15 protein-coding genes are annotated in these 12,259 nt (G+C 53.8%); 5 read left to right on the plus strand and 10 right to left on the minus strand.

The features are described from left to right. Nucleotides 1–70: 70 nt before the first annotated feature. Nucleotides 71–1,231: a bifunctional chorismate mutase/prephenate dehydratase gene (gene pheA, locus RTU33_RS12585; RefSeq protein ID WP_312627794.1), complete on the plus strand. Its 1,161-nt coding sequence runs from the start codon at nucleotides 71–73 to the stop codon at nucleotides 1,229–1,231. On the opposite strand, the gene RTU33_RS12590 is transcribed toward pheA, so the two are convergent. From RTU33_RS12590 to aroF, 3 genes are all read right to left on the minus strand, one after another. Next, entirely contained in the window at nucleotides 1,228–2,100 is an 873-nt protein-coding gene (locus RTU33_RS12590; RefSeq protein WP_312627795.1) for an SMP-30/gluconolactonase/LRE family protein, read from the minus strand. The genes pheA and RTU33_RS12590 overlap by 4 nt on opposite strands. Before the next feature lie 66 nt (nucleotides 2,101–2,166). Then, complete coding sequence (tyrA, locus tag RTU33_RS12595) at nucleotides 2,167–3,288, minus strand: bifunctional chorismate mutase/prephenate dehydrogenase (RefSeq protein WP_312627796.1); 1,122 nt, start codon at nucleotides 3,286–3,288, stop codon at nucleotides 2,167–2,169. Nucleotides 3,289–3,297: 9 nt separating this feature from the next. Then, nucleotides 3,298–4,368, minus strand: a complete 1,071-nt coding sequence (gene aroF, locus RTU33_RS12600) for a 3-deoxy-7-phosphoheptulonate synthase AroF (protein WP_312627797.1) — start codon at nucleotides 4,366–4,368, stop codon at nucleotides 3,298–3,300. Nucleotides 4,369–4,588: 220 nt separating this feature from the next. Here aroF and RTU33_RS12605 point away from each other — a divergent pair, with 220 nt between their 5' ends. From RTU33_RS12605 to RTU33_RS12620, 4 genes are all read left to right on the plus strand, one after another. Beyond that, entirely contained in the window at nucleotides 4,589–4,960 is a 372-nt protein-coding gene (locus tag RTU33_RS12605; RefSeq protein WP_312627798.1) for a DUF2799 domain-containing protein, read from the plus strand. A gap of 180 nt (nucleotides 4,961–5,140) precedes the next feature. After that, a complete protein-coding gene (locus tag RTU33_RS12610) occupies nucleotides 5,141–5,635 on the plus strand; it encodes a YfiR family protein (RefSeq protein WP_312627911.1) in 495 nt (164 codons plus the stop codon). Then, nucleotides 5,628–6,851: a diguanylate cyclase DgcN gene (dgcN, locus tag RTU33_RS12615; protein WP_312627800.1), complete on the plus strand. Its 1,224-nt coding sequence runs from the start codon at nucleotides 5,628–5,630 to the stop codon at nucleotides 6,849–6,851. The genes RTU33_RS12610 and dgcN overlap by 8 nt, the downstream gene beginning before the upstream one ends. Nucleotides 6,852–6,865: 14 nt before the next feature. Continuing rightward, a complete protein-coding gene (locus tag RTU33_RS12620) occupies nucleotides 6,866–7,348 on the plus strand; it encodes an OmpA family protein (RefSeq protein WP_312627912.1) in 483 nt (160 codons plus the stop codon). A gap of 6 nt (nucleotides 7,349–7,354) precedes the next feature. Here RTU33_RS12620 and RTU33_RS12625 read toward each other — a convergent pair whose 3' ends face one another. From RTU33_RS12625 to rpsP, 7 genes are all read right to left on the minus strand, one after another. Continuing rightward, nucleotides 7,355–8,716 carry a PepSY-associated TM helix domain-containing protein gene (locus RTU33_RS12625; protein ID WP_312627801.1) on the minus strand — a complete coding sequence of 454 codons (1,362 nt, stop codon included), beginning with the start codon at nucleotides 8,714–8,716 and terminating at the stop codon, nucleotides 7,355–7,357. 60 nt (nucleotides 8,717–8,776) lie between these two features. Then, nucleotides 8,777–9,184, minus strand: coding sequence for a DUF2946 domain-containing protein (locus RTU33_RS12630; RefSeq protein ID WP_312627802.1), 408 nt, complete (start codon nucleotides 9,182–9,184; stop codon nucleotides 8,777–8,779). 89 nt (nucleotides 9,185–9,273) lie between these two features. Further along, nucleotides 9,274–9,930, minus strand: a complete 657-nt coding sequence (locus tag RTU33_RS12635) for a class I SAM-dependent methyltransferase (protein ID WP_312627803.1) — start codon at nucleotides 9,928–9,930, stop codon at nucleotides 9,274–9,276. A 214-nt stretch (nucleotides 9,931–10,144) separates the two neighbouring features. Continuing rightward, nucleotides 10,145–10,492, minus strand: coding sequence for a 50S ribosomal protein L19 (gene rplS, locus RTU33_RS12640; protein WP_006178051.1), 348 nt, complete (start codon nucleotides 10,490–10,492; stop codon nucleotides 10,145–10,147). A 40-nt stretch (nucleotides 10,493–10,532) separates the two neighbouring features. Then, complete coding sequence (gene trmD / locus RTU33_RS12645; RefSeq protein WP_312585589.1) at nucleotides 10,533–11,300, minus strand: tRNA (guanosine(37)-N1)-methyltransferase TrmD; 768 nt, start codon at nucleotides 11,298–11,300, stop codon at nucleotides 10,533–10,535. 44 nt (nucleotides 11,301–11,344) lie between these two features. Beyond that, nucleotides 11,345–11,893: a ribosome maturation factor RimM gene (gene rimM / locus RTU33_RS12650; protein ID WP_312627913.1), complete on the minus strand. Its 549-nt coding sequence runs from the start codon at nucleotides 11,891–11,893 to the stop codon at nucleotides 11,345–11,347. An 18-nt stretch (nucleotides 11,894–11,911) separates the two neighbouring features. After that, complete coding sequence (gene rpsP / locus RTU33_RS12655) at nucleotides 11,912–12,160, minus strand: 30S ribosomal protein S16 (protein WP_312627804.1); 249 nt, start codon at nucleotides 12,158–12,160, stop codon at nucleotides 11,912–11,914. Nucleotides 12,161–12,259 lie beyond the last annotated feature (99 nt).

Raw genomic sequence — 12,259 nt, forward strand, 5'->3', positions numbered from 1 at the left:
ATGCGAAGACGAACAATGAGGCCTCCCACACCGGGGGGCCTTTTTTATTGATAACAAGAAAGGCGACATTATGACTGCGGAAAACCCGTTACTGGCTCTGCGCGATAAGATTAGCGCGCTGGATGAAAAGCTGCTTTCTCTGCTGGCCGAGCGCCGGGGGCTGGCGGTAGAAGTAGGCAAAGCAAAACTGCTGTCTCATCGCCCGGTACGCGATATTGACCGCGAGCGCGACCTGCTCGAACGCCTGATTACACTCGGTAAAACGCACCACCTGGATGCGCACTACATCACCCGCCTGTTCCAGCTGATTATTGAAGATTCAGTCCTGACACAGCAGGCGCTGCTCCAGCAGCATCTTAACAAAATTAACCCACACTCTGCCCGCGTCGCGTTCCTGGGGCCAAAAGGCTCTTATTCACACCTCGCGGCGCGCCAGTATGCCGCCCGCCATTTTGAGCAATTTATTGAAAGTGGCTGCGCTAAATTCGCCGACATCTTCAACCAGGTGGAAACCGGACAGGCCGATTACGCCGTGGTGCCTATCGAAAACACCAGCTCTGGCGCCATCAATGACGTCTACGATTTGTTGCAGCACACCAGCCTTTCTATCGTCGGTGAAATGACGATCCCTATCGATCATTGCGTACTGGTGTCCGGCTCGACTGACCTTGATAAGATTGAAACTGTCTACAGCCACCCGCAGCCGTTCCAGCAGTGCAGCCAGTTCCTGAACCGTTATCCGCACTGGAAAATCGAGTACACCGAAAGCACGTCTGCGGCGATGGAAAAAGTGGCAGAGGCCAATTCACCGCACGTGGCGGCACTGGGCAGTGAAGCAGGCGGCGGTTTGTATGGTTTACAGGTGCTGGAACGCAACCTGGCAAACCAGACGCAGAACATCACCCGCTTTGTCGTTCTGGCCCGTAAAGCCATCAACGTCTCCGATCAGGTACCGGCAAAAACCACGCTGCTAATGGCAACCGGGCAACAGGCCGGTGCCCTGGTAGAGGCGCTGTTGGTATTACGTAATCATAATCTGATCATGACTAAGCTTGAGTCACGTCCGATCTACGGCAACCCGTGGGAAGAGATGTTTTATCTGGACGTTCAGGCAAACCTGGAGTCAGAAGCCATGCAGAAGGCGCTGAAGGAGCTGGGCGAGATCACCCGCTCCATGAAAGTGTTGGGCTGCTATCCGAGTGAGAACGTGGTGCCGGTCGACCCGGATTAGGCCTCGATAAACGGTAATTTCTTCATTCCTGCCACCTCAACCGGCAGGGTGAAGATTGCACCGGAAAGGGGATATTGTCTTATCTCCTCAGCGCTCATGTTTTCCCGGGTCGTGGTGATAAACAACGTTTTCATCTCAGGCCCGCCGAAGCAGACCATCGTCGGGCAGCGCACCGGTAAACGATATTCGGCCAGCTGTTCCCCCTCCGGCGAAAATCTTGCCACCCGCCAGCCATCAAACATCGCGCTCCAGTAGCAGCCTTCTTCATCGATAGCTGCACCATCAGGAATACCCTCAGCCGATTGAAACTGACGGAAAATATCGCGCACGCCAGGTTCGCCTTGCTCATCCAACGGCGTGCGGTAAATGACAGCGTTGGGCGTGTCAGACGTATACATCCACTTTTTGTCCACACTGAACGCCAGACCATTAGCACCGTGAATATCGCATTGAATCACTTTCGGTCTGAGATGGTTGTCTACGCGAACCAGCAATGCACCGTTATAGTCGCCCGGCCCCCAGAACGTCCCTGCGTAAAACCGCCCATCGCGATCGGTGCCACCGTCATTAAACCTTGCCAGCTCAGCATTACTGGGGTTATCGCAAATTTTACGCACCAGCAGACCATGTTTATCACTGAGCCAAATGGCGCTACGCAGCGCGACGATAAATCCGCCTCTTTCGCGCAGTGAAAAACAGCCGACCTCTTCCGGAAACTGCAATACCTGATGCTCACCGCTTGCCAGATCGTAGCGGTGGATTTCACATTCGAGGATATCGGCCCAGTAAAGCGCCTGTTCGGCTTCGCTCCAGGTCGGACATTCCGGCAAATGGCCGGCGTAATCGAACAACACTTCAGGCTGCGGCATGGTGATTTCCCTGTGAAAAAAAAGCCAGCGGGTTTCCCCTCTGGCTTTCGAGTATAAAACACTTTTTTACTGTCGACTGTCGTTTGCCTGGCGTAACAGCGTCCGGCTTTCGCTCTGGAAGCGCTGTGCGTAATCACCAAACCAGTGTTCCACTTTACGGAAGCTGTCGATAAAGGCCTGTTTATCGCCCTGCTCCAGCAGACCAATCGCCTCCCCAAAGCGTGTGTAGTACCGCTTGATAAGCTGAATATTGCTTGGCGAAGACATGATAATGTCAGCATACAGCTGCGGATCCTGGGCAAACAGACGCCCGACCATCGCCAGCTCCAGCCGGTAAATCGGCGATGAGAGCGCCAGAAGCTGTTCCAGCTGGACGTTCTCTTCAGCCAGATGCAAACCATAGGCAAACGTGGCGAAATGGCGCAGCGCCTGGATAAACGCCATATTCTGGTCATGCTCCACCGCGCTGATGCGATGCAGCCGCGCGCCCCAAACCTGAATCTGCTCCAGGAACCACTGATAGGCTTCCGGCTGACGACCGTCGCAGTACACCACAACCTGCTTCGCCAGGCTTCCGCTATCCGGACCGAACATCGGGTGCAGCCCGAGCACCGGGCCATTGTGTGCCGCCAGCATCGCCTGTAACGGCACGGCTTTCACCGAGGCCAGGTCAACCAGAATGCAGTCGTCCGGAAGCGCTGGCAGCTTCTCAATGATCTGTGCCGTCGCGTGGATTGGCACGCTGACGATAACCATACCCGCATCGGCCACCAGCTCTTCTGCACGCGCCCAGTCCTCTTTCTCGAGGATTCGCACCTGATAGCCTGACAGCATGAGCATCTTCTCGAACAGACGCCCCATTTGCCCCCCCCCGCCGACAATGACTACAGGACGCAGCTGCGGGCAAAGCGTTTTGAAGCCTTTGTCGTTTTCGCTTGAGTAGGACTCGCGCATCACCCGACGCAGGACATCTTCGATAAGATCCGGTGGCACACCCAGCGCGGCCGCCTCTTCGCGGCGAGACGCCAGCATGGATGCCTCACGCTCAGGGACATAAATCGGCAAGCCATATTGACTTTTCACCTCGCCGACTTCGGCCACAAGCTCCAGACGGCGCGCCAGCAGATCCAGCAGCGCCTTATCGACTTCATCTATTTGATCGCGTAGCGCGGTCAGTTCAGCAACCATAAATTCCTCTTACGCCAGACGAGCCGCCAGCTGGCCACGCAGATCTTTATCGAGCTCACGCAGCAGCGCATCCGTCGTCTCCCAGCTGATGCAAGCATCCGTCACCGAAACGCCGTACTTCATATCGCAGCGAGGCTGTTCGGAAGACTGATTACCTTCATGAATGTTACTTTCAATCATCAGGCCGATAATGGAACGGTTGCCGTCTTTAATCTGCGCAACCACGGATTCTGCCACCGCGGGCTGACGGCGGTAGTCTTTGTTGGAGTTACCATGGCTGCAATCTACCATCAGCGCTGGTTTCAGTCCCGCCTGTTCCATCTCTTTTTCGCACTGTGCGACATCTGCCGGGCTGTAGTTTGGCGCTTTGCCGCCGCGCAGGATCACATGGCCGTCAGGGTTCCCCTGAGTCTGCAACAGGCAAACCTGCCCGGCCTGGTTGATGCCGACGAAACGGTGCGGCATCGCAGCGGCGCGCATGGCGTTGATTGCCGTTGCCAGGCTGCCATCGGTTCCGTTTTTGAAGCCAACCGGCATGGAAAGACCAGAAGCCATTTCTCGGTGCGTCTGCGATTCGGTGGTACGAGCACCGATTGCAGACCAGCTGAACAGATCGCCAAGGTACTGCGGGCTGTTAGGATCCAGCGCTTCGGTTGCCAGCGGCAGCCCCATGTTAACCAGCTCCACCAGCAGGCGACGCGCAATTTTCAGACCGCCTTCAACATCAAACGAGCCATCCATATGCGGATCGTTAATCAGACCTTTCCACCCCACGGTAGTACGTGGTTTTTCAAAATAGACGCGCATCACCAGGTAGAGGCTATCGCTGACCTCTGCGGCAAGGGCTTTAAAACGACGAGCGTATTCAATCGCAGCTTCCGGATCGTGAATGGAGCACGGCCCGCATACCACCAGCAGGCGCGGATCGCGACCGGCGATGATATTGGAAATGGTCTGACGGGATTCAGCAATCTGGGCCTCCTGAGCGGCATTCAGCGGGAATTCCGCTTTCAGCACTTCAGGGGTGATCAGAACGTGTTCGTCGGCGATATGTACGTTGTTCAGCGCGTCTTTTTGCATGATGGCGATCCTGTATAGCTCGTTTGCGATAGTTTGGTTTCCTCATTGAGGATGTGTCTACATTACCACACACGGTAAAGATTTCAATCCATAATTCGTAAATATAAATTTACATCAGGCCATTTCTCGCATTTATCTTGCTTTTTATTGTAAACAAAACATTCCACTCGCGATAGGCATCGAACAGGCTATGCTGAAAATACCTGTTCAGGAGATGCTCATGAAACCCATTCTGTGCGCGCTATTACTGCTTTTACTAAACGGATGCCAGCTTGATCCCTACGCGGATCTGCCAAAAAGCGCCACGGACTGGTACGGCGAAGGTATCGACGACGGGCGAAGCGGCATCACCGCCCGCAGCGAAGCACAGCTGGCTAACGACCTTAACGATCCCAAAGTCGATCGCCACATCTATCTGAAAGGTTATGCCATTGGCCTGGAAGATATCTGCCAGACGCACCTGCTTTTTGGCTGGGGCGTTTCCGGCAAAATATTTCCCGAAGGCTGCGATTCCAGACCCGATGCCACCGCGCTGCGGGAAGCCTGGCAAAAAGGGATGAATGAAGGTGCGCAATCCAACAGGCTGAATTAATCGTTATCTTAATTAGCCTGAAAATAATATAGCCAGCGTTTCTTCCGGAATGTATTAAGGGCGCTAATGACTGGTTGTATGAATAATGTTAGTCTTCATATAACTTACATGAATGTTTTAACTCTGGATGCGTGGCAACCTTTCGTGAGCACCCGGTGGCGATGTGTTTTATGCCAGCCAATGCTGGCACTGGTATTTCTGTCCCCCGTGACGCCGGTATTTGCAGCACCTGCCGGGCAGGATAGTGCTGTCCGCGAAATCGTCTCGGGGATTGTTAGCTACACGCGCTGGCCGGCGCTCAATGACAAGCCAACCCTCTGTATTTTCTCAAGTTCTGCTTATGTTTCCGCCCTGCAAAAAGGCGATGCAGAGACCAGGCCTTATAACCCGGTTACGGTACAGAATGAACAGGAAGCATTAGCCTCCCGCTGTGATGCCCTCTATTTTGGACTCGAATCCCCCGAAAGCCAGCAGGCGATCGTTCGTCAGTTTGCATCACACCCTTTGCTCACCCTTTCAGAACAGAATCCAGACTGTGCGATTGGCAGCGCCTTTTGCCTGCAAATCCGTCCCCAGAGAGTCACGTTTTCCGTCAATCTTGATGCACTTTCAAGAAGTGGCGTCAGGGTCAATCCTGACGTATTAATGCTTGCCCGGAATAAAGAACATGAATAAGGATTTCTCCGCCGCGCAGCGCCCGACGTTTAAAAGAACTTTACGGCGAATCAATATGACCAGCATCGTGATTACGATGACGCTGGCCTGGCTGATGCTGTGCGTTGTTTCCGTGGTTTCGCTGAAGCAATATGCACAGAAGAACCTCGAGCTGACCGGTGCCACGCTGAGTCACACGATTGAAGCTGCATTGGTGTTTCGTGATGAAACAGCCGCCACGGATACGCTGGCATCGCTGGGCAAACAGGGCCAGTTTGCCCGGGCCGACGTGTTCGATAAGCGCGACCAGCTTTTTGCCCACTGGACCTATGAAAGTGAAGCCAGCAGCGAGCGCTTTAACCTGATGATCAGCCACTGGCTGTTCCCAAGCCCGACTACCCAACCGGTAATACACAATGGCGATGTTATTGGGCAAATCAGACTTACCGCCCGCGACAGCCTGATAAGCCATTTCATCTGGACGTCGCTTGCCGTCCTGACCACCTGTATCTTGCTGGCAACGGCAGCAGCAATGGTGATTTCGCGTCATCTTCATGCCGATGTTGTGAACGCGCTACAAAATATTGCTGATGTGGCGCATGACGTGCGTACCAACCGCAATTTTTCCCGTCGCGTACCGGAAGAGCGTATTGAAGAGTTTCATCGTTTTGCTCAGGACTTCAACAGCCTGCTGGATGAAATGGCACAGTGGCAGCACTCGCTGCAGGCAAAAAACGATCAGCTTCTGCAAACGGCGATGCACGATCCGCTGACCGGCCTGCCCAATCGCGCGTCCTTCCGCACTCATATTAATGCCCTGATGGCCGACCCTGCCGCCAAATCCGGCTCTGCCCTGCTGTTTATGGATGGGGATGACTTCAAATACATCAACGATACCTGGGGTCATACTGCCGGGGATTACGTCCTGATTGAAACGGCCCTGCGTCTGGTTGAATTCAGCGGCAAGGCCCATCACGCCTTCCGTCTGGGGGGAGATGAATTCGCCATTCTGCTCAGCAATATCAGCGATGAGCTCCAGGTTCAGCGGCTGTGCGGCGAGCTGGCACAGCGCTTTACCCCGGCTATGAGCATGCATAACGGTCATATGACCCCTTTTTCACTGAGTATTGGTTATGCCCTGACTGCTGAACATAGCAGCGTGGAAACGCTGCTGGAGCAGGCTGATAAAAAAATGTACCTGATGAAGAATCAGCGTACGAGGACACTGTCGTCATGAATAAGGAATTCACTATGCTTAAGCGCTTTGCCGCTCCCGCCCTGCTTGCCGCCTTTCTTTTAAGCGGCTGCCAGGCGCCACAGGGAAAATTCTCTCAGGAACAGATTACGGAAATGAAGCACTGGGGGTTCAGTGAAAGCGACGGCGACTGGTCTTTAGGGCTTTCAGACAAAATCCTGTTCGACACCAACGATTATCAACTCAAACCTGAGAGCCGCCAGCAGATCCAGACCATGGCTTCACGCCTTGCCGCTACCGGGTTGACGCATGCCCGCATGGACGGGCACACGGATAATTATGGCGAAGATGGCTATAACGAAGCGCTGTCGCTTAAGCGCGCCGATCGCGTGGCAGACGCCTGGGCGGAAGGCGCGCATATTCCACGCGCCAACCTCACTACTCGCGGGCTTGGGAAGAAATATCCTGTCGCAAGCAACAAAACCTCACAGGGCCGCGCCGAAAATCGCCGTGTGACGGTGGTCATCAGCGAGCCCTGATCCGCCTTACTCTACGGACTCTGCTACAGCTGCTGCGCTTGCCATCCGCCAGCGCAGCACGTCCACAGCGACAAACAGCAACAGACTCACGCCCAGAACGGGCATCGCAACGCCGAGCAAAATCGCCAGCACGATGACCGCGACTCGTCCTCGCCCGGCCAGATCGCACCAGCTTTGCGTCAGCGTCATTAGCGGATTATAAGTCGCTGGCAGAGGGCGGCGGACCCACCAAAGACGATAGCCCACGATAATCATCACGCATAGCGCCGTACCAAACGCGATCAGCAGGATCTGGTTCACCACGCCAAACAGCAAACCCATATGGAAATCCACGCCCCAGCGCGTCAGCTTAGCCATTAACGGGAAGTCTGCAAAACGGGTGCGATCGACAATCTGCATCTTTGCCGCATCGATCGCGACAGCATCCACCTGAGTCGGCCATCCGCGATCGATTTCCGTCACGGTCCAGGCCTTATCCTGACTTTTGGCGGGCCTGATTTCGAGTCTGCTTGCCACAATTCCGTTACGCTGAGCCAGACGGAGAACGGCATCAAACTTCGTCAAATCCAGTGGCATCATCATTGGCATATTCATCCCTGCATGATGTTCAGCATGCGGATCCCTGGTCATGGCCTGCCCGTTGAGCTGCGTATTCACCTGCGGCGTCATCCAGTTTAAGGCAGCACGAAGCTTATCCACGTTCCCGCCGGCCCATTGCGACCAGGTCAGCCCCGTCGCGGAGAAGAGCAGCATTCCCCCCAGCAGGAGCCAGCCAAGCGTCACGTGCAGGCGACGGTTATTCTGCACGCGATTATTAAGCCGCCTTTTCGGACGAGTGAAAAACCATAGCGCAATCCCGCCACACGCGGCGAACCACATCCAGGATGCCGCAAGCTCGCTGTAGAGACGCCCTATGTTGCCCAATAACAGAGAACGATGAGCATAATCAATCCACTGGCGCAGCGGCAAAATCCCACTGGTTCCATAGACCGTCATATCGCCCTTCACGGCAAGCGTTACGGGATCGATAAACAGCGCCCGGCTTTCCGATTCCCCAAGGGTGGGATCGCTGAACATCACGCGCGTTGTCTCACCTGGCGTGAGTGAAGGTCGTACGGCATAAAGCGCTAAGGGCCGATCGAGGGTCGCTTGCGCAACGCGGATTTGTTCCGCCAGGGAATGCGCTTGCCCGCTTTTTTCCGCGGTAAGGGCATCATGCCAGAGGAGACTTTCCAGCTGCGGCGTCGCGACATAGAGCGTGCCGGTCAGTGCCGCCACGAAGATAAACGGCCCGACAAACAGGCCAACGGCAAAATGAAGACGGCGCAGCAGAGTGATCCATGCCGCGCGAAGGGTGCAGGTTGTCATACTTTTCCTTTTTAAAAGCAAATCGAGAACGTGGCGCAATGCGCCCATTCTTTTATGTGATTAGCAGGTAAAAGCAGAACAACGCGGCGGCGCGCGCGGGTGGGGAGTCAACCATGGGAAGAAGTGCCAGATATAAACGCCGGGCCGCGGCGGTCGCTGGCGAATACGCAATAGCAGAGCACATACCAGCGCCAGAAGCGCGAGCATCAGCCCCGGTACGTGCGCCAGCAGGACGCAGTAACCGCAAGCCTCGGCATGGTCAGCAGGAGCAGGTATCGCACCTGGATCTTCATGATGCTCGCTCATCACCGACATATCATGATGCATCATGCCCGGCATCGCGCTCATCGGGTCTTTTTGCAGGGAAACCGAGATAAGCGGAGCAACAAGAATCAACGCCATAGCAAACAGCGCGAACCAGGCCGCGGTGCGTTTGCTGCGATTACGTTGAATTACGTGCTGTGCCATCTGTCCCCCTGAGCGGAGACATTGTAATTGATTAACGCCATAACGGTTAAACCATTGTGACGCAAATGACGTATCTGATGCAGCACCAGCTACTTTTTCCGTGTGGCTGAAAAGAGCGCGACGGTGCCTTCAACGCTGATACTGACGTCCGCAAAATATGCCGAGAGTATTTCTCTTAACCCCGCTTCCGAGTCATTGCTGTTGGAGAAAATCCCTTTGCGGTTATAAATCCCCATCAGTTTGCGGCCAAAAGCGTTGTGTTCAACGCCATCCCCAAGAATGGTGGCACCATAAAGTACACCGTTGTCAGTCAAGGCATGAGCAGCATTCCGGATAACAATGCCTTTATCCGACATTGTCCCAGGCAGACAGTGAAGTAAGTAAAACATAGACACAGAGTCGAACTGATTGTGGCAGGATGCATCATACGGGGCAAAAACGTCATGATTGATCCTGCGATCGATCCTTGCATCGCCAGCTCTTGCGGATGCTGTATCCAGGCTGGTTTTGTTCAGATCCATCAGGGAGATAGCGCAGTCCTTTGGAGCATGGGTCAGGTAAAATCCAGTGCCGACGCCGATGTCCATGTGCTTCTTGCTGAGGTTACGCAAGAAATGCGGGACTAAATGCTCTTCCGTTGGGCATTTCCAGGCAAACTGGTTGGAAACACTCAACACCCACCAGTCATAGAGCTTGAGGGTTACTGGGGTATAAACACGGGCACCTTTGTCTGTGCTTCCATTCATTGATTTCACCACGTAATAATTTTAAAAGTGAATTAAATCAATAATCCCTATGATTGACAAGGAGTTGTGAACTTAACTTATTCTGATTTCTACGCTGGTTGTTGCAGTCCATGAATCAGCTCGTCAACGGCAGGACAAGCCATGCTTTGCGAGCATAAAAAAGGGCCAGCCTTTCGGCCAGCCCTTTTTAACTTGGATGTCGCTTAAGCGAATCTTAGTTAAGACGCTCTTTGATACGAGCAGACTTACCAGTACGCTCACGCAGGTAGTACAGTTTAGCTTTACGAACGGCACCACGGCGTTTAACAGCAATGCTGTCAACAACTGGAGAGTGAGTCTGGAAGACACGCTCAACGCCTTCGCCGTTGGAAATTTTGCGAACAGTGAATGCAGAGTGCAGACCGCGGTTACGAATAGCGATAACCACGCCCTCAAATGCCTGCAGACGTTTTTTGGAACCTTCAACAACCCATACTTTCACTTCCACGGTATCACCCGGACGGAAGGAAGGTACGTCCTGCTTCATCTGCTCTTGTTCAATTTGCTTAATAATGTTGCTCATAATTTAATCTCTTATCCTGGGTAAACTGATATTTGGGGGCTTACGCCTCACCATCATGTTTATGTTGCTCTAGCGCATGTTCCTGTTGGAACGCGGCCAGCAACCTTGCTTGCTCTTCAGTCAGAGCCAGGTTTTCCAGAAGTTCAGGTCTTCTCAGCCAGGTCCGGCCCAGCGACTGCTTCAGACGCCAGCGACGTATCTCGGCATGGTTGCCTGACAGTAACACTGCCGGAACATCCATCCCTTCCAACACTTCAGGGCGAGTATAGTGTGGGCAGTCCAGCAACCCGTCAGCAAAGGAATCTTCCGTTGCTGATGCTTCATGGCCCAGAACGCCCGGTATAAACCGGGAGACGGAGTCAATCAGCGTCATTGCCGGTAACTCACCACCGCTGAGAACGTAATCGCCGATAGACCACTCTTCGTCAATCTCGGTCTGAATTACGCGCTCATCTATCCCTTCGTAGCGACCGCACACCAGAATCAACTTCTCACTGGTAGCCAGTTCGCTGACGCCCGCTTGATCAAGCTTGCGTCCCTGAGGTGAAAGATAAATCACCTTCGCGCCTTCACCTGCCGCGGCTTTTGCTGCATGAATGGCATCCCGCAAGGGTTGCACCATCATTAACATTCCCGGTCCGCCGCCGTAAGGACGATCGTCCACGGTACGGTGCCGGTCATGAGCGAAATCTCGAGGACTCCAGCTCTGAATGCTCAGCAGGCCATTTTTTACTGCCCGGCCAGTTACCCCGTAGTCGGTAATCGCACGAAACATCTCTGGAAAAAGGCTAACAACACCAATAAACACAGCCCATCTCCATCACGTCGTCTTTTACCGGTAATCCGGAGGTTTTAAAAACCAGGATCCCAATCTACTTCAATAGTTTGAGTAGTGAGATCGACTTTCTTGATAACCTGCCCATCGAGGAACGGAACCAACCGCTCCTTGATGCCAAACGCATCTTTCAGGTTTGCCTTAATGACGAGAACGTCATTGGACCCGGTTTCCATCATGTCAATGACTTTACCGAGACTGTAGCCTTCAGTGGTCACTACCTGGCAGCCCATCAGGTCTTTCCAGTAGTAGGTACCGTCGTCAAGCGCAGGCAGCTGTGAGGAATCCACGACAATTTCGCAATTGGTCAGCAGATTCGCCGCATCCCGATCGTCAACGCCTTTCAGCTTGATGATCAGATCCTGATTGTGGTGACGCCAGCTTTCCAGCTCGACTTCTTGCCACTGACCCGCCTTCTGGATAAACCAGGGCTGATAGTCAAAAATGCTTTCGGCGTCTTCGGTGGAGGAAAACACTCTGAGCCAACCACGAATACCGTAGCAAGAGCCCATTTTGCCGACCACAATCGGTTCAGCAGGCGCTTTTGCGGCGAGTTGCTTGCTCATCATGACCACCGTGACAGATTAAGCTGCTTTGTTAGCGGCTTTGATCAGCGCTGCAACGCGATCGGAAACGGTAGCGCCCTGGCCAACCCAGTGAGCGATACGATCCAGATCCAGGCGAGTGCCTTCTTCTTTTTCGCTAGCGATTGGGTTGAAGAAACCAACGCGCTCGATGAAGCGACCGTTGCGTGCATTACGGCTGTCAGCAACGACAACCTGGTAGAACGGACGCTTTTTCGCGCCGTGACGTGCTAAACGAATAGTTACCATAACATCCTCTTGTGTGAATAAAACACCGGGCCCCATCGAGGGACGGAGCCCGGTGTTATATTAAAAGCCCGAAAATTTTACTCATTTCGGCGCAAAAAG

Source organism: Scandinavium sp., assembly GCF_032012665.1.
Lineage (GTDB): Bacteria > Pseudomonadota > Gammaproteobacteria > Enterobacterales > Enterobacteriaceae > Scandinavium.

Excerpts from the sequence above, each read along its gene's own strand:
- dgcN (WP_312627800.1), top strand. The coding sequence starts at position 5,628 with ATGAATAAGGATTTCTCCGCCGCGCAGCGCCCGACGTTTAAAAGAACT.
- RTU33_RS12605 (WP_312627798.1), top strand. The coding sequence starts at position 4,589 with ATGAAACCCATTCTGTGCGCGCTATTACTGCTTTTACTAAACGGATGC.
- RTU33_RS12635 (WP_312627803.1), bottom strand. The coding sequence starts at position 9,930 with ATGAATGGAAGCACAGACAAAGGTGCCCGTGTTTATACCCCAGTAACC.
- RTU33_RS12625 (WP_312627801.1), bottom strand. The coding sequence starts at position 8,716 with ATGACAACCTGCACCCTTCGCGCGGCATGGATCACTCTGCTGCGCCGT.
- rplS (WP_006178051.1), bottom strand. The coding sequence starts at position 10,492 with ATGAGCAACATTATTAAGCAAATTGAACAAGAGCAGATGAAGCAGGAC.
- rpsP (WP_312627804.1), bottom strand. The coding sequence starts at position 12,160 with ATGGTAACTATTCGTTTAGCACGTCACGGCGCGAAAAAGCGTCCGTTC.
- tyrA (WP_312627796.1), bottom strand. The coding sequence starts at position 3,288 with ATGGTTGCTGAACTGACCGCGCTACGCGATCAAATAGATGAAGTCGAT.
- RTU33_RS12610 (WP_312627911.1), top strand. The coding sequence starts at position 5,141 with ATGCTGGCACTGGTATTTCTGTCCCCCGTGACGCCGGTATTTGCAGCA.
- rimM (WP_312627913.1), bottom strand. The coding sequence starts at position 11,893 with ATGAGCAAGCAACTCGCCGCAAAAGCGCCTGCTGAACCGATTGTGGTC.
- aroF (WP_312627797.1), bottom strand. The coding sequence starts at position 4,368 with ATGCAAAAAGACGCGCTGAACAACGTACATATCGCCGACGAACACGTT.
- pheA (WP_312627794.1), top strand. The coding sequence starts at position 71 with ATGACTGCGGAAAACCCGTTACTGGCTCTGCGCGATAAGATTAGCGCG.
- RTU33_RS12620 (WP_312627912.1), top strand. The coding sequence starts at position 6,866 with ATGCTTAAGCGCTTTGCCGCTCCCGCCCTGCTTGCCGCCTTTCTTTTA.
- RTU33_RS12630 (WP_312627802.1), bottom strand. The coding sequence starts at position 9,184 with ATGGCACAGCACGTAATTCAACGTAATCGCAGCAAACGCACCGCGGCC.
- RTU33_RS12590 (WP_312627795.1), bottom strand. The coding sequence starts at position 2,100 with ATGCCGCAGCCTGAAGTGTTGTTCGATTACGCCGGCCATTTGCCGGAA.